The sequence below is a fragment of the Streptomyces sp. NBC_01296 genome (assembly GCF_035984415.1).
GTDB lineage: Bacteria > Actinomycetota > Actinomycetes > Streptomycetales > Streptomycetaceae > Streptomyces.
The window spans coordinates 3,574,412-3,597,314 of sequence record NZ_CP130720.1; the positions used below are offsets into that span (position 1 = coordinate 3,574,412).

Here is a 22,903-nt window from a genome sequence, read left to right on the forward strand (position 1 = left end):
CAGACGTCGGTGCCCCATTCCGTTTCCACTGCCCCGTCAGTCCCGCCACTTCGGGACCAGCAGGTCAGGGTTGAACGGGCGCCGACCTCCGCCTCCCACCGGCAGCACGATCACCGCGTGCAGCGCTTCCCTGATCAGGGCACGCTTCTGCGCCAGGTCCAGCCTGCCCGAGGTCCAACGCTCGCGTACGTCGCCAGTGACTTCGGCGGCCCGCTGCCGGCTCAGGGCGTGACGTGTCCTGTCCGCGCGGAGTTCCTTGACACGCGCCGGCAGACCGTCGGGTGCGGGGCGGCGGGGCGGTGAGGGCTTGACCTTGCCGTTGGGGGGAGGGTTGTTCCCTCTCGTCATGGACATCAGCAGCAAGACCCCGCAGCGGCTCATCCTCGTCACCGGCGCAGGCACCGGCATCGGCCGCGCCACCGCACGCGCCTTCGCCGACGGCGGCGACCGCGTGGTCGTCGTCGGCCGGCGCCCCGAGGCGCTCGCCGGTACGGCCGAGGGCCGTCCGGGCATCCACCCGCTGGCCGCCGACGTGACCGCCCCCGGCGGGCCCGAGGGGATCGTCCGGGCCGTCCTTGCCGCCCACGGCCGCATCGACGTGCTCGTCAACAACGCCGGGATCGTGCGCAGCGGCCCCCTCGGGGGCCTCACCGAGCCGGACCTCTCAGCGCAGCTGGCCACCAACCTGCTGGCCCCGGTGCTCCTCACCCAGGCCGCGCTCCCCGCCCTGGAGGCCGCCCCGGCCGGGGTGGTCGTGAACATCACCACCGCCGTCGGGCAGCGCGGCTGGCCCGGGAACTCCTTCTACGCCGCCACGAAGGCCGCTCTGGACACTCTGACCCGCAGCTGGGCCGTGGAGCTCGCCCCGCGCGGCATCCGGGTCGCGGCGGTCGCGCCCGGGGCGGTGGACACGCCGATCGCCGCACACCAGGGGCTGAGCCCCGAACGGGCCGCCGAGGTGCGGGCCTGGCAGGTGGCCCGGACCCCGCTGGGGCGGGTGGGCCGGCCCGAGGAGGTCGCGTGGGCGGTCACCCGGCTCGCCGACCCGGCAGCGTCGTTCGTGACCGGCGTCGTGCTCCCGGTGGACGGCGGGGCGCTGCCGGCCTGACCTGTGCGGCCCGACCCCGGCGACCCCGCGGCGGTGCTCCTCGGCGACCATGGACGCATGCTGATCGGGGAACTCGCGGAGGCGACCGGGACCACCCCGCGCGCCCTGCGCCACTACGAGCAGGCCGGGCTGATCTCCTGCGGGCGGACCCCCAACGGCTACCGCGTCTACGACGCCGGGGCCGCCGTACGGGTCCGCAACATCCGGACCCTGCTGGACGCGGGGCTGACGCTGGACGACGTACGGGTCTTCCTGGACTGCCTGGACGGTGACGTGGCCGCCGGGCCGCCGGGCCCGAAGGGACTGGCGGTGGCCCGGGAGCGGCTCGCGGTCCTGGAGGCGCGGATCGCCGTGCAGACGGCGACCCGGGACCGGCTCGCCGCCGCGCTGGAGCGGGCCGGTCAGATCGTCGACGCGTCGATGACGAAGCGGTAGCGGACGTCGCTGGCCAGGACGCGCTCGTACGCCTCGTTGATCTGCTCGGCGCGGATCAGTTCGATCTCCGAGCCGAGGCCGTGCTCGGCGCAGAAGTCCAGCATCTCCTGCGTCTCGGCGATGCCGCCGATCATCGAGCCGGCGAGGGTCTTGCGGCCGGTGATGACGGAGAACAGGTTCAGCTCGACCGCCTCCTCCGGGGCGCCGACGTTGACCAACGCGCCGTCGACCTTCAGCAGGTCGAGGTACGTGTCGAGGCCGAGCGGGGCCGAGACGGTCGAGATGACCAGGTCGAAGCTGCCGGCCAGCTTCTCGAAGGTGGTCTCGTCGCTCGTGGCGTAGTAGTGCGCGGCGCCGAGCCGCAGGCCGTCCTCCTGCTTGCGCAGGGACTGGGAGAGGACGGTGACCTCCGCGCCGAGCGCGGCCGCGATCTTGACGCCCATGTGGCCGAGGCCGCCGAGACCGACGATCGCGACCTTCTTGCCCGGGCCCGCCTGCCAGTGCTTGAGCGGGGAGTAGAGGGTGATCCCGGCGCACAGCAGCGGGGCGGCGGCGGCGAGGTCGAGGCCGTCGGGGATGCGGACGGTGTAGTTCTCGTCGACGACGACGTGCGTGGAGTAGCCGCCGTACGTCGGGTCGCCCTTCTTGTCGCGGGCGTTGTACGTGCCGGTCATGCCGTGCGCGCAGTACTGCTCCTGCCCGCGCAGGCAGTACTCGCACGCCCGGCAGGAGTCGACGAAGCAGCCGACGCCGACGTGGTCGCCGACCGCGAACCTCGTGACCCCCGGTCCGGCTTCGGTGACGACACCGGCTATCTCGTGGCCCGGGACCATGGGGTAGATGCCCTCGCCCCAGCCGTCGCGGACCTGGTGGATGTCGGAGTGGCAGATGCCGGCGTACTTGATCTCGATGAGGACGTCGTGCTCGCCGACGGGGCGGCGCGGGACGGTGGTGCGCTCCAGCGGGGCCTTCGCGGCGGGGGCGGCGTATGCGGCGACCTGGGTGACGGACATGGGTGAAGACTCCTCGAACGCTGCTGCGGACCCTGTGCGGTGCGAGCAACGATGGCGGACCGGGCCGCCGCCACCCAGACCCCTGCCCTGCCTACGACTGGCGGTCCTACCCCTGACGGGGTCAGGAACACGACCGCGCCGCGCGGGCCGCCCGGCGATACTGGCGTCATGGACCAGCTTGATCAGCGTGCCGAACTGGGCGAGTTCCTCCGTTCCCGCCGTGCGCGGCTGCGCCCCGCGGACGTGGGCCTGCCGGACTACGGGCGTCACCGCCGCGTGCCCGGGCTGCGCCGCGAGGAGTTGGCGCAGCTGGCGGGCGTCTCGGTGGCGTACTACACGCGGCTCGAGCAGGGGCACGGACAGAACGTGTCGGCGGAGGTGCTGGACGCCATCGCCCGCGCCCTGCACCTGGACGGCACGGAGACGGCCCACTTGAACCACCTGGCCAGCCCCCGGCCCCGCAGGCACCGCGGCAGGCAGCACCGGGCGCAGCACGTCCGCCCGGAGCTGCGGACGCTGTTGGACGCGATGGAGGGCGTGCCGGCGTATCTGGTGGGGCGGCGTCAGGACGTGATCGGCTGGAACGGGCTGGCGGCCGCGGTGTTCGGCGATTTCGGGGCGCTGCCGCCGCAGGAGCGGAACCTCGTGCGGCAGGTGTTCCTGGACCCGGCGACGGCCGAGCTGTACGTGGAGTGGGAGTGCCGGGCCTGCGAGGTGGTGAGCAACCTGCGCATGTACGCGGGCCAGCACCCGGAGGACGAGCAGCTTTCCGCGCTGGTCGGGGAGCTGTCGGTGAAGAACGAGGAGTTCCGGCGGCTGTGGGCGGCGCACACGGTGGCGGACAACAAGACGCACGGGGTGAAGCGGCTGCGGCACCCGTTGGTGGGTGAGCTGGACCTGGCCTTCGAGACCCTGGCGCTGCCGGACGACTCGGCGCAGTTCCTGGTGACCTTCCACGCCGCTGCGGGCTCGCCCTCGGCGGACGCGCTGCGCCTGCTGGCCTCGTGGTCGGCCCCGTCGGCCCCTTCCGGCCCCTCCGCCCCGGCGATCCCTTCGGCCTCCTCCGCCCCGGCCCCGGCGGACGCGGACGGGGCTACAGCTTGATCTGGAAGATGGCCGCCGCGCGTTCGCGGCGGTAGCCCAGGGCGGCGTTCACCGCGCGCATCGGAGTGTTCTCGTCCGCCACCGAGGTGGCGATCTCGCGGAGGGCGGGGAAGCGGGCCGTGGCCTCCCCCAGCATGTGGAGTTTGACCGTGCGTCCGAGGCCGCGGCCGCGGTGGGCGGGGACGACCACCGTGTCGTACTGGAGGGCGCGCAGGGCGGCCGGGTCCGGGAGCACCAGGGACGTGTACGCGGCCACCTCGCCGGCGGGGGTCACCGCCGCGACCATGACCATCCGGCCGCCGCGGTCCAGGACCAGCCGCTGCACCGTGTGCAGGCGCTGCGGGGTCCAGGCCGGGGGCTGCTCGTCCATGTCCCCGGTCGGCGCGTCCTCCATCGACCCGTGGGCGACGGCGGCCGCGGCCACCCACGCGTCCGGGACCAGGCCTTCCCAGCACACCAGCTCGTAGCCCGCCGGGAGTTCGGGCTCCGTGGCGGCCGGCCCCGCCGCCGCGTCCCGCACGTCCCGCACGTCCCGCACGTCCCGCACGTCCTGCACGTACCAGGCGAGCGGCAGCACGTTCTCGAAGCCCAGCGACTCGGCGAACGCCTGCCCCGCCCCGCCCAGGTCGGCCATCGTGGAGACCGAGGTGCGGCCCCGGGCCAGCAGTTCCTCGCGGACCCGGTGCCACAGGGCCGTGCCGGTCCCCCGCCGCCGCGCGTCCGGACGTACCTGCAGCACGTCCAGCGAGGCGGTGTGCGCATTGCCGGCGTCCGTGAACAGGAGCAGGCTCGCCACGCCCCCGTCCGCCGCGAAGTGCGCGAAGCGGCCGGTGGTCGGCGCCACGCGCAGCCGCCCCGCGATCTCCACCCGGGTCGGTACGGGCACGCCGGGCAGGTCGGCGGCGTGGGCAGCGGTCAGTACCGCCGCCCAGGCGTCGACCTCGGCGTCGGTCGGCGGCACGGAGAGCTGGGTGGGAGCAAGGGGCTGGGGCATGATCGGGACCTTAGCCCCTGAAAGGGGCGCTTGGCCCCTGGAAAAACAGCCGATGGCGGGGAGCCTCCGTCAGGGGCTCCCCGCCATCGGCGGGGTTCGGTCGGGACCAGAAGTCCCAGGTCAGGAGGTTAGGAGGCGGTGCCGGCCTTCCAGTCCGCCCAGCTCATGTTCCAGCCGTTGAGGCCGTTGTCCGGCTTGATGGTCTTGTCCGGCGAGTTGACCACCGTGACCACGTCACCGATGAGCGAGTTGTCGAAGAACCAGGCCGCCGGCTGGTTCGGGTCGTTGGCGCCCTGGGCGTCGTTCAGACCGACACAGCCGTGGCTCGTGTTCACGCTGCCGAAGATCGAGTCCGATCCCCAGTAGTTGCCGTGGATGAACGTGCCCGACTGGGACAGCCGCATCGCGTGCGGGACGTCCTTGATGTCGTACTCGCCCTTGCCTTCGCTGTTCTTGAAGCCGACGGTGGAACCGTCCATCCGGGTCTCCTTGAACTTCTCGGAGATCACCATCTGGCCGTTGTACGTCGGGTTGTCCGGGGAGCCCGCCGAGATCGGGATGGTCTTGAGGACCGCGCCGTCCCGGGTGACCGTCATCTTCTTGGTCTTCGCGTCGACCGTGGAGACCTGGCTGCGGCCGATCTTGAAGGTGGCGGTCTTGTTCTGCACGCCCTGGACGCCGGGGGCGCCCTGCACCCCTTCCAGCGCCAGCTTCAGCGTGACGGTGGAGCCGGCCTGCCAGTACTGCTCGGGGCGGAAGTCCAGGCGCTGGGCGCTGAACCAGTGGCCGACGACCTCCTGGCCGCTGCTGGAGGTGACGGTGATGGCCGCCTGGACCGCCTTCTGGTCCTTGATCGCCTTGTTGAAGGTGATCGAGACCGGCATGCCCACGCCGACGGTCTGGCCGTCGTCCGGTATGAACGAGCCGACGAAGCTGTTCTCCGGGGAGACGGTGGTGAAGGAGGTGTTCTCGTGCGCTTCCTTGCCGGCCTCGTCCTTGGCGGTGGCCGACAGGGCGTACTTCGTGGAGCGCTTCAGCGCGGCGTCCGGCTTCCAGCTCTTGCCGTCGGCGGCTATCTTGCCGGCCACGGCCGCGCCCTCGGAGGTCTTCAGCTCGACCGCCGTGAGGGTGCCGTCGGCGACGGCGACGTTGGTCGCGTCGTTCAGGCCGACGTTGGTCGCGCCGTCCTTGGGCGTGATCGTTATCTTGGCCTTGGAGGCGTCCTTGGCCGCGGCCGCGTCCACGTCCGACTGCGACTTGTTGCTCCCGTCCCCGCCGCCCTTGGGCTTGTCGTCGCCACCGCCGCACGCCGAGAGCACCAGCACGCCACCGAGTACGGCGGATATGGCCACGAGGGACCTTCTCCGCCGCTTCTTGTCCGTCCTCACACGCCACTCCATCGTTGCCTGAACCCCCGAGCTTCCCCCGGCTGCCGCCGGGCGGTGCCCCGATCAAGGCAGGGAGACACGCCCCCTGCCTCGCACCAGTCAACGCGTTGAAGGCCCGGATCGGTTCCACATTCCGTTTGAATGTGTGCAACCACACGGTCAGGCGTTGTCGGTCGTCTCTTCGTCGAAGTCCCCATCTTCCTCGCCCAGGTCCCACTCCATGGACTCGGGGTCGTATTCGACGGGCTCACTGCTCCAGGAGGCCTGCGCCAGCTCCACGCCGGGGATGTCCGCGACCAGGTCAGTGGGGTCGACGAGGTACGCGAGCGCCTCCGACTCGTCCTCCCGTACGGCCGACTCGGCGTGGCCGCGCTCCTCGTCCGGCATGAACTCGTCGGCCTCGATGTGCTCGAGCGCGGCTCCGGTCAGCGCCTCGGGGTCGGGCACCTCCAGTACCAAATCCACCCGAAGCCGTACGTATCGTGATGTGTCAGAAGGGTTCATACGACGGAGACTAAGCCCGAGGAAGCCCCGACTTTCCCACGACCCGCCCTTGTCCGTAGCATCACCGCACACGGCCAATTCGCTGCTTCCGCAAGGGGGATCGCACCGTGTCCGCACGTCGACCGCTGCTCACCGCTCTCGGAGCGACCACCCTTCTCGCCGCCCTGTGGTTCGTACCCTCGGCCAACGCCACCGCACCGGGGTCCGCGGCGCCCGATTCCACGGCGTCCGATTCCGGTTCCGCCGCGCCCGAGTCCGCGAACGCGCCCGGGCCCGGATCGGTGACGACGCTCGAGGCCGATCCCGCGGGCGCCTCCCCGCAGACCGCCGGCCAGGTGTCCCTCGGGCTCGCCGACACCGGCGGGATCGACACCACCCCCTACCTGCTGGGCGGCACGCTCTGCCTGGGCCTCGGGGCCGGGTTCGTCACCTTCTCCGTACACCGCTCGCGCACGTAGCCCCGTACGCGCAGACACACCGAAGGGCCGGCCCCGGGAGACGATCCCCGGGGCCGGCCCTTCGCTTCAGCAGTACGGCTAGGCCAGCGGACCCGTCACCGGCTCCACCGCGGCCACGAGGCCGCCCGCACGGACGAACGCGTCGGCGGCCGCCAGGTCGGGGGCGAGGAAACGATCCGGCCCGGGACCCTCCACGCCGGCCGCCCGAGCCGCCGCGATGGCCGCCCGGCTGGCCGGGGCCGGGGTGAGCCCGTGGCGCAGCTCGATGGCCCGGGTGGCCGCGTACATCTCGATCGCGATGATGCGGGTCAGGTTGTCGACGGCGGTACGGAGCTTGCGCGCGGCCGACCAGCCCATCGAGACGTGGTCCTCCTGCATGGCGGAGGAGGGGATCGAGTCGGCGGAGGCGGGGACGGCCAGCCGCTTCATCTCGCTGACCAGGGCGGCCTGCGTGTACTGGGCGATCATCAGACCGGAGTCGACACCGGCGTCGTCCGCCAGGAACGGCGGCAGGCCGTGCGAGCGGTTCTTGTCGAGCAGCCGGTCGGTGCGGCGCTCGGCGATGGAGCCGAGGTCGGCCGCCGCGATGGCCAGGAAGTCCAGGACGTACGCGACCGGCGCGCCGTGGAAGTTGCCGTTGGACTCCACGCGCCCGTCGGGCAGCACCACCGGGTTGTCGACCGAGGAGGCCAGCTCGCGCGAGGCGACCAGGGCGGCGTGCGCCATGGTGTCGCGGCCCGCGCCGGCGACCTGCGGGGCGCAGCGCACCGAGTACGCGTCCTGCACGCGCGGGGCGGACTCCTCCTGGAAGTGCCCGGTGAGCCCGGAGTCCTTCAGGACGGCGGCCATGTTCGCGGCGGAGGCGCCCTGGCCCGGGTGCGGGCGGATGGCGTGCAGCTCGGGCGCCAGCACCTTCTCGGTGCCGAGGAGCGCCTCGAGGGTCAGCGCGGCGGTGATGTCGGCGGACTTGTACAGCTTGTCGAGGTCGGCGAGGGCCATGACCAGCATGCCGAGCATGCCGTCGGTGCCGTTGAGGAGGGCGAGGCCCTCCTTCTCCTTCAGCACGACCGGCTGGATCCCGGCCTCGGCGAGCAGCTCTCCGGCGGGGCGCACGACCCCGTCCGGACCCTCGGCGTCGCCTTCGCCCATCAGGGTGAGCGCGCAGTGCGAGAGCGGCGCGAGGTCGCCGGAGCAGCCGAGCGAGCCGTACTCGTGGACGACGGGCGTGATGCCGGCGTTGAGCACGTCGGCCATCGTCTGCGCGACGGACGGCCGGACGCCGGTGTGCCCGGAGGCGACGGTCTTCAGGCGCAGGAACATCAGAGCGCGCACGACCTCCCGCTCGACGCGCGGGCCCATGCCGGCGGCGTGCGAGCGGACGATGTTGCGCTGCAGCTGGGCGCGCAGCTCGGGGCTGATGTGCCGGGAGGCGAGGGCGCCGAAGCCGGTGGACACCCCGTAGACGGGTTCGGGCTTGGCGGCGAGGGCATCGACGATCTCGCGGGCGCGGGCGAGGGCGTCGAGCGCCTCGCCGGACAGCTCGATCCGCGCGTTGCCGCGGGCGACGGCGATGACGTCCTCGGCGGTGGTCCCGGACGTCCCCACCACGACAGTGTGCATATCCATATTCAGCAGCCTACGGACTGAATCGCTTCATGTCACTAGCAAGTTTCACGAGGGCCCCTTACGCCTCCGCCACAAGGCCCACACCCGGCCCACGCCCGGCCTACGCCCGGCCTACGCCCGGCCTACGCCCGGCCGCGGAAGCGGCGGCGCTCGCCGGCCGCCTCGTCCTGGGCGGCATCGGCCATCCGGACGACGGCGGTGTCCCGGCCTGCGACGACGGGCTTCGGCGAGCGGGCGGCCTTGGCCTTGTACTGGGCGGCGTCGGCCAGCCGGAACAGCCGCCGGGAGGACTTCACGAGCCCGATCGGGTCCCCGGTGGACGCAACCCCGCAGGCCACACCCTCCCCGAGCTCCAGCTCGGCGGCGCGCAGGCACAGCCCCTCGGTCACCCGCACCACCTCGTCGGCGGAGGGCCCGACGCTCACCAGGCAGAACTCGTCGCCGCCGAGCCGGGCCACGAGGGCGCCGGGCAGCATGGCCCCGCAGAGGCTGAGCACGGACCCGAACCGCTCCAGCAGCCGGTCACCCATGGCGTGCCCCAGGGTGTCGTTGACCTTCTTGAGCCCGTTCAGGTCGCATACGACGAGACTGACCACGGCGGCGCTGCGCCGGTGCTCCTCGAGGGCCTCGTCGAGCCGCATGTCGACGGCGCGGCGGTTGGCCAGGCCGGTCAGCGGATCGGTGAAGGCGAGCCGCCGGGCCTCTTCGAGCCTCTCGTTCTGCGCGAGCCCGGCAGCGACGACGGCGGCCAGGACGGTCGCGAACTCGGCGTCGTCCTCGTCGAAGTCGGGCAGGCCGTCGTCGCGGGCGACGTACAGCTCACCCCAGGCGCGCCCGCTGAGCACGATGGGCGCGACGACGCAGGTGCCGCGGCCGCGGCGGCGCAGGGCCTCGCCGCGCCGCCCCGGTCGGCCGCCGCCGGCGCTCTCCACCCAGGCGTGCGGGCCGCTGCCGCCGACCCAGCGCTCGTGCAGGAACTCGGTGATCTCGGGGAAGTCGTGGACGGGGTACGACTCGTCCTCGGGGAACGTCTCCTCCCCGGCCCGCAGCTCCCCCTCGTTCACGAGGACCCGCAGCCGGCCCCGCTCGCGCTCCCACGCGGAGATCGCGGCGAACGAGCCGTCCATCGCGAGGCGGGCCCCGCGGGCGGCCGCCCGGACACTGTCCCGCGGCGCGCATGCGGCGGCCATGGCCTGCGCCAGGCCCACGACGGCTCGCAGCCGCCCGTCGACTCCCATCACCCCAGGTTAGGGAGTTTTGTCAGATTTGCCGACGATCGCCGTCTCCGGCAGCCCCGTTTCCGGCCCGGCCCGTGGACCCCGGCGGGGCCGGGTTCGGCTGCGGGGCAGGGTTCGGCTGCGGCCGCTCGACCGAACCCGCCCCGCGGGGGGCCGCTGCCCCCATGGGACCGCCTAGCGGCCCGGCCAGTTCGGGCGGCGCTTCTCGTTGAACGCCGCCACGCCCTCGGCGCGGTCCCCCGAGAAGGCCACCGTCCGCCAGGCCGCGTCCTCGATCTCCAGGCCGGCCGTCAGGTCCATCCCGTGCCCCAGCCGCAGGGCCCGCTTCGCCGCCCGCAGCCCCACCGGGGAGTTCGCCGCCATCCGGGCCGCGAGGGCTAGGGCTTCGTCCCGGTCCGTGCCCGCCGGGACCACCGAGTCCACCAGGCCCAGGGACAGTGCCTCCGCCGCCTCCACCCGGCGCGCCGTGAAGATCAGTTCCGCCGCCCGCGCAGCGCCCACGCGCCGCGGCAGCAGCTGCGTGCCGCCGCCGCCCGGGATCACGCCCACGGAGACCTCCGGCAGGCCGACCACCGCCGTCTCGTCGGCCACGATCACGTCGCACGCGAGCGCCAGCTCGAAGCCGCCGCCCAGCGCGAAGCCGTGCACCGCCGCGATCGTCGGCATCGGCAGCTCCAGCACGCCTCCGTACGCGCCCCGCGTGGTCGGCCGCTGCTGCACCAGCTCGGCGTCCGACAGGGAGTTGCGCTCCTTGAGGTCGGCCCCGACGCAGAACGCCCGCTCCGCCGCCGACGAGAGCACGACCACCCGTACCGACGCGTCCGCCGCGAGCTCCGCGCACGTGTCGCCGATGGCCCGCGCCATGTCCGTCGACACCGCGTTCATCGCCTTCGGCCGGTCCAGGACCAGCTCCGCGACCCCGTCCTCATGCCGGCGCACAGCCACGAACTCAGACACAGAGACCCTCCCGGTTAACGAACGTTACCCGGGGATCTTAGGCTTCCGCCGCGTCAGCGACCAGGGCTCCACGACCCCGAGCCCGCGCACCGGCCGCTGCCACATCGGCTGGAGTGCGAAGCGGTACGCCCCGCCGCCCTCCTCGGCCTCGGCCTCCTTCTCCGAGACCGGCGCCGCGCCCGTCCGCCCCAGCTCCTCCGCCATCGCCCCGTCGACCAGCACCGCGTCCTTCGGCGCTATCGACGTCAGGCGCGAGGCCAGGTTCACGGTGGTTCCGAAGACGTCGCCCATCCGGGTCGTCACCGTCCCGAACGCTATGCCGACGCGCAGCTCCGGCATCTGGGCATCGGCTTCCATCGTCTCGATCAGCCGCAGCGCGATCTCCGCCGCCGTCGCCGCGTCGTCGGCGCAGTACAGCACCTCGTCGCCGAGCGTCTTGATCAGTCGGCCGCCGTGCGCGGCCACCAGGTCCGCCGAGGTCGTCTCGAAGGACTCGACGAGCTCGCCGAGCTCCTCCTCCTCCAGCCGCCGCGTCAGCCGGGTGAAGCCGACGAGGTCCGCGAAGCCCACCGCGAGCCGCCGGTCGACCATCTCCTCGTCGTCCGCCACCTGCACGACCCGGCCGGTGGCCGCCGCCAGCTGGCGGCGCCACACGTAGACGAGGAACTCCTCGAGCTCCGGCAGCAGCAGCTCGACCAGCGGGTACGTGACCTCCGTACGGGTCATTCCCGGCTCCGGCGGCTCCGTCAGACCCTCCAGGAAGGAATCGATCTGCCATTCCGCCAGCCGGGCGGTGGTCTGCCCCGTGGACCGGGCCACCTGCACGGCCATCGGTTCGCTCAGCAGCCCGGCCTCGACGAGGCCGGCGAGCCGGCGCAGCGCCAGTACGTCCGCCTCCGTCAGGGCCCTGGCCTGCCCGATGTCCGCGAAGCCCATGGCCCGCCAGAAGCGGGAGGCGAGCTCCATCGACACGCCGGCGCTGCGGGCCGCCTGGAAGGGGGTGTACCGGCGCTCCGCGCCCAGGATCAGCTGCTCCAGCCGGATGGCGAGCGGGTCCGCCGTCGGCTGAGCGGTGTGGTCGACCTCGTGGTGGGGAGTGTGCTGGTCGCGCCCGATCGGCGTGCCCGGACCGGTGGGCCCCGAGCCGGTGGGCCCCGGGCCGCCGGGCCGGGGGGCGGACGCGCCGGACGTAGAGTCGTCGACGGTCAAGGGCCGCCTCCTGTCCATTCCGTGCGCACTGCCCTGCCGAACCGGGTGATCGCCGGGAGGACCGGGATCGCCTAAACCATACGGCAGGTGTGCCGTAGCTCACTCCCCACTCCCTGCAGCTGCGGCCGGGCTACCGCACCGACCTCAGGTGCACCACGTCCCCGGCCCCCACGGTCTCGTGCCGGTCCTCGGCGGTCCGTACGACGAGCCGGCCGTCCGCGTCCACCGCTTCGGCCGTCCCGGTGAGCGTGCGGCCGCCGGGCAGGTCCGCCCGTACGTGCCGGCCGAGCGTGACGCAGTCCGCCGCGTACGCCTCCTGGAGCCCGCTGGCGGCCGGGTCGCCGCCCGCCGCCCGCCACTCCCCGTACCAGTGCTCCAGGGACCGCAGTACGGCCTTCAGCAGGGGCTCCCGGTCCGTCACGGCGGCCTTGGCGAGGATCAGCGACCCGGCTTCCGGCACGGGCAGCTCGTCCTCGGTCAGGGTGACGTTGAGCCCGATCCCGAGCACCACGCCGTCGCTGACCCGCTCGGCGAGGATGCCGCCGGTCTTGCGCTCCTCCCCGTCCACGGTGATCAGCAGGTCGTTGGGCCATTTGAGGGCCGTGTCCACCCCGGCGGCCCGGGACACCCCGGTCGCGGCGGCCACCCCGGCCAGCAGGGTCAGCCACCCCCACCGCTCCTGCGGTACGGAGTCGCCCGGCTTGAGCAGGACGGAGAAGAACAGCCCGGAACGGGCCGGCGCGACCCAGCTCCGGTCGAGCCGCCCGCGCCCGGCGGTCTGCTCCTCGGCGACCAGCACGGCCCCCTCGGGCAGCTGCCCGGCCCGGGCCGCGAGATCGGTGTTGGTGGACCCGGTGGCGGCGACCACCTCGACCGAGGACCACAGCCCCCCGTCCCCGACGAGGGCCCGCTCCAGCACGGCGGCGTTCAGCGGCGGCCGGTCGAGGCTCGACCAGCGGCCGGCGGAGGCTCCGGACGGAGCGCCTCCTGATGCATCTGATGGCGTCATGCAACCCACAGTAGGTGTGTCAAACGCCGCACTGCCGAGCGCCATGCCCGCCGATACGCTACGCACCAGTAGCCAGCAGTAGTCAATCAATTGACCAGGCAGTTGACACCACACAGGGAGCCGCGACCCCGATGTCACAACCCTCAGAGCCGATCGACATGCACACGACCGCGGGCAAGATCGCGGACCTGCAGCGCCGCATCGACGAAGCCACTCACGCCGGGTCAGCGCGCGCGGTGGAGAAGCAGCACGCCAAGGGGAAGCTGACGGCACGTGAGCGGGTCGCCCTGCTGCTGGACGAGGGGTCTTTCGTCGAGCTCGACGAGTTCGCCCGGCACCGGTCGACCAACTTCGGGCTGGAGAAGACCCGCCCCTACGGCGACGGCGTCGTCACCGGCTACGGCACGGTGGACGGCCGCCCGGTGGCCGTGTTCTCGCAGGACTTCACCGTATTCGGCGGAGCCCTCGGCGAGGTCTACGGCCAGAAGATCATGAAGGTCATGGACTTCGCGCTGAAGACCGGCTGCCCGCTCGTCGGCATCAACGACTCCGGCGGCGCCCGCATCCAGGAGGGTGTCAGCGCGCTGGGCATGTACGGCGAGATCTTCCGCCGCAACGTCCACGCCTCCGGCGTGATCCCGCAGATCAGCCTGATCGTCGGGCCCTGCGCCGGCGGCGCCGTGTACTCCCCCGCCATCACCGACTTCACCGTGATGGTCGACCAGACCTCGCACATGTTCATCACCGGCCCGGACGTCATCAAGACGGTCACCGGCGAGGACGTGGGCTTCGAGGAGCTGGGCGGCGCCCGCACCCACAACTCCACCTCGGGTGTGGCCCACCACATGGCCGGGGACGAGAAGGACGCCATCGAGTACGTCAAGAACCTCCTGGCGTACCTGCCGTCGAACAACCTCTCCGAGCCGCCCGCCTTCCCCGAGGAGGCGGACACCGAGGTCACCGAGGCCGACCGCGAGCTCGACGTCCTGATCCCGGACAGCGCGAACCAGCCGTACGACATGCACACCGTGATCGAGCACGTGCTCGACGACGCGGAGTTCCTGGAGACCCAGTCGCTCTTCGCGCCGAACATCCTCACCGGCTTCGGCCGGGTCGAGGGCCACCCGGTGGGCATCGTCGCCAACCAGCCGATGCAGTTCGCCGGCTGCCTGGACATCAACGCCTCCGAGAAGGCCGCCCGCTTCGTGCGGACCTGCGACGCCTTCAACATCCCGGTGCTGACGTTCGTGGACGTGCCGGGCTTCCTGCCGGGCACGGACCAGGAGTACAACGGAATCATCCGGCGCGGCGCGAAGCTGATCTACGCGTACGCCGAGGCCACCGTCCCCCTGATCACCGTCATCACCCGCAAGGCGTTCGGCGGCGCGTACGACGTCATGGGCTCCAAGCACCTCGGCGCGGACCTGAACCTGGCCTGGCCGACCGCCCAGATCGCCGTCATGGGCGCGCAGGGCGCGGTCAACATCCTGCACCGCCGTGCCATCGCCGAGGCGGAGGAGGCGGGCAACGCCGAGGAGACCCGGGCGCGGCTCATCGCCGAGTACGAGGACGCGCTGCTGAACCCGTACACGGCCGCCGAGCGCGGTTACATCGATGCGGTGACCATGCCGTCCGAGACGCGGGCCCACGTGGTCAAGGGGCTGCGCCAGCTGCGCACCAAGCGCGAGTCCCTGCCCCCGAAGAAGCACGGCAACATCCCCCTGTAGGAGGTCAGTCCTGTGGTGATCAAGGTCGTCAAGGGGAATCCGACGCCCGAGGAGCTGGCCGCCGCACTGGCGGTGGTCCAAGCGCGCGCGGCGGTGCTGGCCTCGGCACCGTCGGACGCGCCGCGGGTGGCGGACGCATGGTCGGCGCCGGCCCGGGTGGCCCGGCGGACGCTGCCGCAGCCGGGGCCGCGCGCGTGGGCCCGTACGTACTGGCCCGGCTAGGCCGTCCAAGCGTCCCTCCGGACGTGAAGATGGCGTGAACGGACCGTGGCGCCTGAGTACGCGTACTCAGGCGCCGCTCCGGTCTCCAGGGCCAGGATCGAGGCATGCTCTGGTCAGACCCGAAGAACGAGCCGCCTAAGGACATGCGCGACGCGCAGGCGATGGTCCGGCGGATGACCCTGGTGGTGGTCCTCGCGATGCTGGTGGTCGTGTACGTGCTGGGCGTGGGCTTCTAGGCGGGGGTTTCCGGGGGTGTCCCGGTGCGTGCCGGGCGCCGGATTCCCGCCCCTACGATGGCGGCATGACTGCTGCTGCCCAGGCCAAGGCCCACGCCCTCGTTCTCGCCTCCGCCTCACCCGCCCGGCTCAACCTGCTGCGGCAGGCCGGGCTGGCCCCGCACGTGATCGTCAGCAACTTCGACGAGGACGCCCTCAGCGCGGAGAGCCCGGCCGAGCTGGCGCTGGCGCTGGCCGAGGCCAAGGCGGGGGTCGTGGCGGCCCTGGACGAGGCCGCGGGCGCCCTGGTGATCGGCTGCGACTCGGTGCTGGAGCTGGACGGCGAGGCGCTCGGCAAGCCGGCGGACGCCGAGGAGGCCACCGCCCGCTGGAAGTCGATGCGCGGGCGGGCCGGCGTACTGCGCACCGGGCACTGCGTGATCGACACGGCGACCGGGCGTCAGGTTTCGGCCACGGCTTCCACGACGGTCCGGTTCGGCGAGCCGACGGACGCGGAGGTGGCGGCGTACGTGGCGAGCGGCGAGCCGCTGCACGTGGCCGGGGCGTTCACCCTGGACGGGCTGTCGGCGCCGTTCATCGAGGGCATCGACGGCGACCACGGGAACGTCATCGGGCTGTCGATGCCGCTGCTGCGCTCCCTGCTGGCCGAACTGGGCGTGTCCATCACGGATTTGTGGGCTTGAGCTCCCCGAAGGGCGGAGGCGGGGCGTCCTGGACGTCCTGGACGTCCTGACCGTCCTGGCCGTCCGGCTCGCCCGCGGTGCCTCCTGCGGGCGCTCCGGGCCCGCCCTGGGCCGCGTAGAGCATCAGGGTCAGGACGAGCAGGCAGAGGATCAGCATCATCACCGCGAAGGCGCCCCAGCCGACCAGGCCGACGGCGAGGGCGCCGAGCAGGCCGTGGGTGACGGCGGCGGTGACGAGCACGATGCGGGCGAAGGTCCCGGGGGGCCGGTCGCGTACGGCCGCCACGGCGAGCAGTACGGCGCACAGGAGCAGGAAGGCGCCGATGCCGGCCCCCATCCCGTACGTCGCCAGGGACATGACATCCGGATCCATGCCCGCGATGGACATCGACTGGTTGTGGGTGGTCCGGCCGAGCACGAAGTGGACGAGAACGAGCACCGCCGCCTCGGCGACGAGCACGATCGCGGCCAGCCCGGCCACGAGTCTGCGCAGCACGAAGCCCACGACGACCCACCCCTCCCCACACGTCCCCGGCCACAAGCCTGTTCGACGCCTGGAGGCTACTAACGGGTAAACGTACGGACAAGGGGTCCGGGCAGCTTCGTTACGTGAAGGGCCCCCGGGCCGCGGACACGCAAAGAATGTGTGGGCCGTTCGTAGGGACTCGACAAAGAATCACAGGGGGCCGCTGACCCGGCGGACAGAGACCTTGGATACATGACGGGGTTACTGTGCAGTTGGGGATCCCCCTGACCTGGGGCGCCACAAGGGCTTTCCCCCTTGGAGGTGGACTCGAATCACACTGCGTGTGGGCAAGGTCACCACCAGGGAAGGGTCGAAACGCCGTGTGGGCTGTCCCTAAACTCAGCTTGTTTCAAGGAGGGAGCCATCGTGCGCAAGGTGCTCATCGCCAACCGTGGCGAAATCGCTGTCCGCGTTGCTCGGGCCTGCCGGGATGCCGGAATCGCAAGCGTAGCCGTCTACGCCGATCCGGACCGGGACGCTCTGCATGTCCGCGCGGCCGACGAAGCTTTCGCGTTGGGCGGTGACACCCCGGCCGCCAGCTACTTGGACATCTCCAAGGTCCTGCAGGCCGCAGCCGATTCCGGCGCGGACGCCATCCATCCCGGATACGGCTTCCTCTCCGAGAACGCGGACTTCGCTCAAGCCGTGCTCGACGCCGGCCTGACCTGGATCGGCCCGCCGCCGCAGGCCATCCGCGACCTCGGTGACAAGGTCGCCGCCCGGCACATCGCGCAGCGCGCCGGCGCCCCGCTGGTCGCCGGTACGCCGGACCCGGTCTCGGGTGCCGACGAGGTCGTGGAGTTCGCCAAGGAGCACGGCCTGCCGATCGCGATCAAGGCCGCCTTCGGCGGTGGCGGTCGCGGCCTGAAGGTCGCCCGCACCCTCGAAGAGGTGCCGGAGCTCTACGACTCGGCCGTCCGCGAGGCCGTCGCCGCCTTCGGCCGCGGCGAGTGCTTCGTCGAGCGCTACCTCGACAAGCCGCGGCACGTCGAGACCCAGTGCCTGGCCGACAGCCACGGCAACGTGGTCGTCGTCTCCACGCGTGACTGCTCGCTGCAGCGCCGCCACCAGAAGCTGGTGGAGGAGGCTCCCGCGCCGTTCCTCTCCGAGGCCCAGAACGCGGAGCTGTACGCCGCGTCCAAGGCGATCCTGAAGGAAGCCGGCTACGTCGGCGCCGGCACCGTCGAGTTCCTCGTCGGCACGGACGGCACGATCTCCTTCCTCGAGGTCAACACCCGCCTCCAGGTCGAGCACCCGGTCACCGAAGAGGTCACCGGCATCGACCTGGTGCGCGAGATGTTCCGCGTCGCCGACGGCGAGGAGCTCGGCTACGGCGACCCGGTGCTGCGCGGCCACTCGTTCGAGTTCCGCATCAACGGCGAGGACCCGGGCCGCGGCTTCCTGCCGGCCCCGGGCACGGTCACGAAGTTCGCCGCCCCGTCGGGCCCCGGTGTCCGCCTGGACGCGGGCGTCGAGTCCGGCTCGGTCATCGGCCCGGCCTGGGACTCCCTGCTGGCCAAGCTGATCGTCACCGGCGCCACCCGCGAGCAGGCGCTCCAGCGTGCCGCCCGCGCGCTGGCCGAGTTCGAGGTCGAGGGCATGGCCACGGCCATCCCGTTCCACCGCGCGGTCGTCGCCGACCCGGCGTTCACCTCGGACCCCTTCCGGGTGCACACCCGCTGGATCGAGACCGAGTTCGTCAACGAGATCCCGGCGTTCGTGGCTCCGGCCGCGGACGACGCCGAGGACGAGCCGGGCCGCGAGACGGTGGTCGTCGAGGTCGGCGGCAAGCGTCTCGAGGTCTCGCTGCCGTCCTCGCTGGGCATGACCCTGGCACGCACGGCCGCTGCCGGCGGTGCCAAGCCGAAGCGCCGCGCGGCCAAGAAGTCCGGTCCGGCGGCCTCCGGCGACACCCTCGCGTCCCCGATGCAGGGCACGATCGTCAAGGTCGCGGTCGAGGAGGGCCAGCAGGTCAACGAGGGCGACCTGATCGTCGTGCTCGAGGCCATGAAGATGGAGCAGCCGCTGAACGCGCACCGCTCCGGGACGATCGTCGGCCTGACGGCCGAGGTCGGCGCCAGCCTCACCTCCGGCGCCACCATCTGCGAGATCAAGGACTGACGTCCTTGACCGGGGTTCCCGGGGCCACCGCCCCGGGGACCCCGTTTTTCATGTGCGGCGCCGCTCCGGGGGCGCTGCCCCCGAACCCCCGCGCCTCACACGCCGGCGGGGCTGGATCTTCCAGCCCCGCCGGCGTGTGAGGCGCGGGGGTTCGGGGGGCTAGCGGCGCCTCATGTCCGCGACGCGGGGGCGGTCCCCGACGTTCTGCTGCTCGAGCAGCGAGGCGGGCGCGCTGCGCAGCTGGGCCGACGGCCCACCACGCCTCTGCACCGGCAGCGGGGACTCCCTGCGCGGGCGCCGGCCCACCATCCCCTCACCGCCGGAGGCCACGGCCCCGGCCACGGTGATCTGCACTCCCTGGTCGGCGAGCGCCTGCAGTTCCGTCGCCGCCCGGTCGTCGTGCGGCGGCGGCTCGTCCGTGACCAGACGGGTCATCACGTCCGTCGGCACGGTCTGGAACATGGTGTCGGTCCCGAGCTTCGTATGGTCGGCCAGCACCACCACTTCCGCCGCGGCCTGCACCAGCGCCCGGTCCACGCTCGCGCTGAGCATGTTGGACGTGGACAGCCCGCGCTCGGCGGTCAGGCCGCTCCCGGAGAGGAAGGCCCGCGACACCCGCAGCCCCTGGAGGGACTGCTCGGCACCGCTGCCGACCAGCGCGTAGTTCGAGCCCCGCAGGGTCCCGCCGGTCATGACCACCTCCACCCGGTTCGCGTGGGCCAGAGCCTGCGCGACCAGCAGCGAGTTGGTGACGACGGTCAGTCCGGGCACCCGGGCGAGCCGACGGGCCAGCTCCTGGGTCGTGGTGCCCGCGCCGACGACGACGGCCTCGCCTTCTTCGACAAGGCCGGCCGCTACATCGGCAATGGCGGTCTTTTCCGCCGTCGCGAGATGTGACTTTTGCGGAAACCCGGACTCCCGCGTGAAACCGCCCGGCAAAACCGCACCGCCGTGTCGGCGGTCGAGGAGTCCTTCTGCCTCCAGCGCCCGCACGTCCCGCCGTACGGTCACTTCGGAGGTCTGGACGACGCGGGCGAGCTCCCGGAGCGATACCGCTCCGTTGGCCCGCACCATTTCGAGAATCAATTGGCGACGTTCTGCAGCGAACACGAAACTGACAGTAACGCCAACGACCGTCTTGTTTCAGCTCCTTGCGCCGGAATACCGAAGTTGTCCATAAAACAGGGCGACTAGTGGTATACGCGTCCGGACGGTTGAGTGAACGTCTCTTCACTCCCCGGCGGCCCGCCCCAAGTCCCCTTGCGACGTGGGGCGGTTGCCGTTCTCACGCCTCGCCGGCGGCCTTCCGCGTGTGCAGCTGGCGCGCGACCTCGGCGATCGATCCCGACAGCGAGGGGTACACCGTGAACGCGTTTGCGATCTGCTCGACGGTCAGGTTGTTGTCGACGGCGATCGAGATCGGGTGGATCAGCTCGCTCGCGCGCGGCGACACGACCACGCCGCCCACGACGATCCCGGTGCCGGGGCGGCAGAACAGCTTCACGAAGCCGTCCCGGATGCCCTGCATCTTGGCGCGCGGGTTGCGCAGCAGCGGGAGCTTCACGCACCGGGCTTCGATCTTGCCGGAGTCCACGTCGGCCTGGGTGTAGCCGACGGTGGCGATCTCGGGGTCGGTGAAGACGTTCGACGAGACCGTCTTCAGGTTCAGCGGGGTCACCGCGTCGCCGAGGAAGTGGTACATCGCGATGCGCCCCTGCATGGCGGCCACGGACGCCAGGGCGAAGATCCCGGTCACGTCGCCGGCCGCGTACACGCCGGGCGCGGACGTACGGGAGACCTTGTCGGTCCAGATGTGCCCGGAGTCCTTGAGCCGGACCCCGGACTCCTCCAGGTTCATGTTCCCGGTGTTCGGGATCGCGCCGACCGCCATCAGGCAGTGCGTGCCGGTGATGACGCGGCCGTCGGAGAGGGTGACCTCGACGCGGTCGCCGACGCGCTTGGCGGACTCGGCGCGGGAGCGGCCGATGACGTTCATGCCGCGGCGGCGGAAGACGTCCTCGAGGACGGCGGCCGCGTCCGGGTCCTCGCCGGGCAGCACGCGGTCGCGGGAGGAGACCAGGGTCACCCGGGAGCCGAGGGCCTGGTACGCGCCGGCGAACTCGGCGCCGGTGACGCCGGAGCCGACCACGATGAGCTCCTCGGGGAGCTCGTCCAGGTCGTAGACCTGGGTCCAGTTCAAGATCCGCTCGCCGTCGGGCATCGCGTCCGGGATCTCGCGGGGGTGGCCGCCGGTCGCGATCAGCACGGCGTCGGCCGTCAGGATCGTCTCGGTGCCGTCGGCGGCGGTGACGATGACGTCGCGCGTGCCGTCGATGCCCTGCGGGCCGCCGAGCTTGCCGCGGCCCCGTACGACGCGGGCGCCGGCCCGGGTGACGGAGGCGGTGATGTCGTGCGACTGGGCGAGCGCGAGGCGCTTGACGCGCCGGTTCACCTTGCCGAGGTCCACGCCGACGACGCGCGCGGCCTGCTCCAGCGGCGGGGTGTCGTCGGCGACGACGATGCCGAGCTCCTCGTACGACGAGTCGAAGGTCGTCATGACCTCGGCGGTCGCGATGAGAGTCTTGGAGGGCACGCAGTCGGTCAGCACCGACGCGCCACCCAGACCGTCGCAGTCGACGACGGTCACCTCCGCGCCGAGCTGGGCCCCCACGAGGGCCGCCTCATACCCGCCGGGTCCGCCGCCGATGATCACGATCCGGGTCACGAAAACTCCGCCTCACGTCTACCCGGCCGGCTGCCGCCCCGGCCGGGGCTTCCGGGGGGTCTCCCCGGGGGATGCATTCCGTGCCCCATTGTCCCGCACGCTTCAAGGTGCTTCTCCCCCGGTCCGGCCATCCGGGCGCGGTCCGGGCACCATCCGGGCACGCGGCCATCCCCGCCCCTCCCGTACCCTCGACCTCATGTCGCTCTACGCCGCGTACGCCGGCAACCTCGACCCGCGGCTGATGACGCGCCGCGCCCCGCATTCGCCGCTGCGCGGCACGGGCTGGATCAACGACTGGCGGCTGACCTTCGGCGGTGAGCAGATGGGGTGGGAGGGCGCCCTCGCCACGATCGTCGAGGCCCCGCGGCACCAGGTGTTCGTCGCGCTGTACGACATCGCACCGCTGGACGAGGACTCCATGGACCGGTGGGAGGGCGTCGGGCTCGACATCTACCGCCGGATGCGGATCCGCGTCCACACGCTGGACGGCGAGGAGGCGGCGTGGTGCTACGTACTGAACGGCTACGAGGGCGGCCTGCCCTCGGCGCGCTACCTCGGTGAGATCGCGGATGCGGCCGAATCGGCGGGCGCACCGCACGACTACGTGATGGAACTGCGCAAGCGCCCCTGCTGAGGCCACCGGGCGCGAGCTCCCGAGCCTCCCGAGCCACGCGAGCGATGCGGGCGATGCGGGCGATGCGTCGGACAGCGGTCCATTCGGTGGAAACGACAAGACAACGATCCGAACACCGTGAGCTGCGCCATCTACGCGCGTAGGCAATGCTCGGCTACGCTCGTCTGCGTGAACGCATCTGTTACCGACCCCTTCGCCGACGCCACCGCCGCAGCCGCCCGCCTGCGTGAGCTGACCGGCGCCGAAACCCACGATGTCGCCCTCGTCATGGGCTCCGGCTGGGCCCCCGCCGCAGAGGCGCTGGGCGCACCCGAGGCCGAGTTCCCCGTCACCGAGCTGCCCGGCTTCCCGCCGCCCGCGGTCGAGGGCCACGGCGGCAAGATCCGCTCGTACAAGATCGGCGACAAGCGTGCGCTGCTCTTCCTCGGCCGGACCCACTACTACGAGGGCCGCGGCGTCGCCGCCGTCGCCCACGGCGTGCGCACCGCCGTCGCCGCCGGCTGCAAGACCATCGTCCTGACCAACGGCTGCGGCGGTCTGCGCGAGGGCATGCAGCCCGGCCAGCCCGTCCTGATCAGCGACCACCTCAACCTGACGGCCGCCTCGCCGATCGTCGGCGCGAACTTCGTGGACCTGACCGACCTGTACTCGCCGCGCCTGCGCGCGATGTGCAAGGAGATCGACGAGACCCTCGAAGAGGGCGTCTACGTCCAGTTCCCCGGCCCGCACTACGAGACCCCGGCCGAGATCAACATGATCCGCGTCATGGGCGCCGACCTGGTCGGCATGTCCACGGTCCTCGAGGCGATCGCCGCCCGCGAGGCCGGCGCCGAGGTGCTCGGCATCTCCCTGGTCACCAACCTGGCGGCGGGCCTGTCCGGCGAGCCGCTGAACCACGAAGAGGTGCTCCAGGCCGGCCGCGACTCGGCCGCGCGCATGGGCAAGCTGCTGACCCAGGTCCTCGCCCGCATCTGAGGCACCGGCAC

The 22,903-nt window shown here is 72.2% G+C and carries 24 protein-coding genes; 11 read left to right on the forward strand and 13 right to left on the reverse strand.

From position 1 onward, the window contains the following. Positions 1-36: 36 nt before the first annotated feature. A complete protein-coding gene (locus OG299_RS15795; RefSeq protein ID WP_327361815.1) occupies positions 37-354 on the reverse strand; it encodes a hypothetical protein in 318 nt (105 codons plus the stop codon). On the opposite strand from OG299_RS15795, the gene OG299_RS15800 reads away from it, so the two are divergent. Both OG299_RS15800 and OG299_RS15805 read left to right on the forward strand, forming a co-directional pair. Beyond that, positions 347-1,108: an SDR family NAD(P)-dependent oxidoreductase gene (locus OG299_RS15800; RefSeq protein ID WP_327361816.1), complete on the forward strand. Its 762-nt coding sequence runs from the start codon at positions 347-349 to the stop codon at positions 1,106-1,108. The two genes, OG299_RS15795 and OG299_RS15800, sit on opposite strands and share 8 nt — an antisense overlap. A 57-nt stretch (positions 1,109-1,165) precedes the next feature. Further along, positions 1,166-1,543: a MerR family transcriptional regulator gene (locus OG299_RS15805; RefSeq protein ID WP_266626124.1), complete on the forward strand. Its 378-nt coding sequence runs from the start codon at positions 1,166-1,168 to the stop codon at positions 1,541-1,543. Here OG299_RS15805 and OG299_RS15810 read toward each other — a convergent pair. Continuing rightward, complete coding sequence (locus OG299_RS15810; RefSeq protein ID WP_327361817.1) at positions 1,510-2,556, reverse strand: NAD(P)-dependent alcohol dehydrogenase; 1,047 nt, start codon at positions 2,554-2,556, stop codon at positions 1,510-1,512. The two genes, OG299_RS15805 and OG299_RS15810, sit on opposite strands and share 34 nt — an antisense overlap. 168 nt (positions 2,557-2,724) lie before the next feature. Between OG299_RS15810 and OG299_RS15815 the strand changes: the two genes are divergently transcribed. Continuing rightward, on the forward strand, positions 2,725-3,660 hold the full coding sequence (locus OG299_RS15815; protein ID WP_327361818.1) for a helix-turn-helix domain-containing protein: 936 nt from the start codon (positions 2,725-2,727) through the stop codon (positions 3,658-3,660). On the opposite strand, the gene OG299_RS15820 is transcribed toward OG299_RS15815, so the two are convergent. From OG299_RS15820 to OG299_RS15830, 3 genes are all read right to left on the reverse strand, one after another. Next, positions 3,650-4,654, reverse strand: a complete 1,005-nt coding sequence (locus tag OG299_RS15820) for a GNAT family N-acetyltransferase (RefSeq protein WP_327361819.1) — start codon at positions 4,652-4,654, stop codon at positions 3,650-3,652. The genes OG299_RS15815 and OG299_RS15820 overlap by 11 nt on opposite strands. Positions 4,655-4,782: 128 nt before the next feature. Then, positions 4,783-6,054, reverse strand: a complete 1,272-nt coding sequence (locus tag OG299_RS15825; protein WP_266626130.1) for a L,D-transpeptidase — start codon at positions 6,052-6,054, stop codon at positions 4,783-4,785. Positions 6,055-6,201: 147 nt separating this feature from the next. Beyond that, positions 6,202-6,507 (reverse strand): hypothetical protein, encoded by a 306-nt coding sequence (locus OG299_RS15830; RefSeq protein WP_266626132.1) that lies wholly within the window; start codon positions 6,505-6,507, stop codon positions 6,202-6,204. Positions 6,508-6,653: 146 nt separating this feature from the next. Here OG299_RS15830 and OG299_RS15835 point away from each other — a divergent pair, with 146 nt between their 5' ends. Continuing rightward, positions 6,654-7,004, forward strand: coding sequence for a hypothetical protein (locus OG299_RS15835; RefSeq protein WP_327361820.1), 351 nt, complete (start codon positions 6,654-6,656; stop codon positions 7,002-7,004). Between the two features lie 78 nt (positions 7,005-7,082). On the opposite strand, the gene hutH is transcribed toward OG299_RS15835, so the two are convergent. The 5 genes from hutH to OG299_RS15860 form a co-directional block, all read right to left on the reverse strand. Continuing rightward, a complete protein-coding gene (gene hutH, locus OG299_RS15840; RefSeq protein WP_266633278.1) occupies positions 7,083-8,624 on the reverse strand; it encodes a histidine ammonia-lyase in 1,542 nt (513 codons plus the stop codon). Between the two features lie 128 nt (positions 8,625-8,752). After that, positions 8,753-9,868, reverse strand: coding sequence for a GGDEF domain-containing protein (locus tag OG299_RS15845; RefSeq protein ID WP_327361821.1), 1,116 nt, complete (start codon positions 9,866-9,868; stop codon positions 8,753-8,755). Positions 9,869-10,042: 174 nt separating this feature from the next. Continuing rightward, on the reverse strand, positions 10,043-10,825 hold the full coding sequence (locus OG299_RS15850; RefSeq protein ID WP_327361822.1) for an enoyl-CoA hydratase/isomerase family protein: 783 nt from the start codon (positions 10,823-10,825) through the stop codon (positions 10,043-10,045). Positions 10,826-10,849: 24 nt separating this feature from the next. After that, positions 10,850-12,034, reverse strand: coding sequence for an adenylate/guanylate cyclase domain-containing protein (locus OG299_RS15855; RefSeq protein ID WP_389589971.1), 1,185 nt, complete (start codon positions 12,032-12,034; stop codon positions 10,850-10,852). Positions 12,035-12,164: 130 nt separating this feature from the next. Then, positions 12,165-13,043 (reverse strand): biotin--[acetyl-CoA-carboxylase] ligase, encoded by an 879-nt coding sequence (locus tag OG299_RS15860; protein WP_266626140.1) that lies wholly within the window; start codon positions 13,041-13,043, stop codon positions 12,165-12,167. A 131-nt stretch (positions 13,044-13,174) separates the two neighbouring features. On the opposite strand from OG299_RS15860, the gene OG299_RS15865 reads away from it, so the two are divergent. The 4 genes from OG299_RS15865 to OG299_RS15880 all read left to right on the forward strand — a co-directional run bounded on the left by OG299_RS15865 (position 13,175) and on the right by OG299_RS15880 (position 15,911). Continuing rightward, positions 13,175-14,770, forward strand: coding sequence for an acyl-CoA carboxylase subunit beta (locus tag OG299_RS15865; protein WP_266626142.1), 1,596 nt, complete (start codon positions 13,175-13,177; stop codon positions 14,768-14,770). A 12-nt stretch (positions 14,771-14,782) separates the two neighbouring features. After that, entirely contained in the window at positions 14,783-14,992 is a 210-nt protein-coding gene (locus OG299_RS15870; RefSeq protein ID WP_266626143.1) for an acyl-CoA carboxylase epsilon subunit, read from the forward strand. Positions 14,993-15,096: 104 nt separating this feature from the next. Then, positions 15,097-15,228, forward strand: coding sequence for a morphogenic membrane protein MmpB (gene mmpB, locus OG299_RS15875; protein ID WP_266626144.1), 132 nt, complete (start codon positions 15,097-15,099; stop codon positions 15,226-15,228). A gap of 65 nt (positions 15,229-15,293) precedes the next feature. Continuing rightward, complete coding sequence (locus OG299_RS15880; RefSeq protein ID WP_266626145.1) at positions 15,294-15,911, forward strand: Maf family protein; 618 nt, start codon at positions 15,294-15,296, stop codon at positions 15,909-15,911. Here OG299_RS15880 and OG299_RS15885 read toward each other — a convergent pair. Continuing rightward, the gene (locus tag OG299_RS15885; protein ID WP_327361823.1) at positions 15,892-16,416 is read right to left on the reverse strand and encodes a hypothetical protein; all 525 of its coding nucleotides are present in this window, start codon (positions 16,414-16,416) and stop codon (positions 15,892-15,894) included. The two genes, OG299_RS15880 and OG299_RS15885, sit on opposite strands and share 20 nt — an antisense overlap. 387 nt (positions 16,417-16,803) lie before the next feature. Here OG299_RS15885 and OG299_RS15890 point away from each other — a divergent pair, with 387 nt between their 5' ends. Continuing rightward, on the forward strand, positions 16,804-18,558 hold the full coding sequence (locus tag OG299_RS15890; protein WP_327361824.1) for an acetyl/propionyl/methylcrotonyl-CoA carboxylase subunit alpha: 1,755 nt from the start codon (positions 16,804-16,806) through the stop codon (positions 18,556-18,558). Positions 18,559-18,717: 159 nt separating this feature from the next. Here OG299_RS15890 and OG299_RS15895 read toward each other — a convergent pair whose 3' ends face one another. Both OG299_RS15895 and OG299_RS15900 read right to left on the reverse strand, forming a co-directional pair. Further along, a complete protein-coding gene (locus OG299_RS15895; protein WP_405706295.1) occupies positions 18,718-19,632 on the reverse strand; it encodes a DeoR/GlpR family DNA-binding transcription regulator in 915 nt (304 codons plus the stop codon). A 211-nt stretch (positions 19,633-19,843) separates the two neighbouring features. Further along, positions 19,844-21,283 (reverse strand): NAD(P)H-quinone dehydrogenase, encoded by a 1,440-nt coding sequence (locus OG299_RS15900; RefSeq protein WP_266626148.1) that lies wholly within the window; start codon positions 21,281-21,283, stop codon positions 19,844-19,846. A gap of 196 nt (positions 21,284-21,479) precedes the next feature. Here OG299_RS15900 and OG299_RS15905 point away from each other — a divergent pair, with 196 nt between their 5' ends. Both OG299_RS15905 and OG299_RS15910 read left to right on the forward strand, forming a co-directional pair. After that, positions 21,480-21,917, forward strand: a complete 438-nt coding sequence (locus OG299_RS15905; protein WP_053786320.1) for a gamma-glutamylcyclotransferase family protein — start codon at positions 21,480-21,482, stop codon at positions 21,915-21,917. 168 nt (positions 21,918-22,085) lie between these two features. Beyond that, positions 22,086-22,892 (forward strand): purine-nucleoside phosphorylase, encoded by an 807-nt coding sequence (locus OG299_RS15910; RefSeq protein ID WP_266626150.1) that lies wholly within the window; start codon positions 22,086-22,088, stop codon positions 22,890-22,892. Positions 22,893-22,903 lie beyond the last annotated feature (11 nt).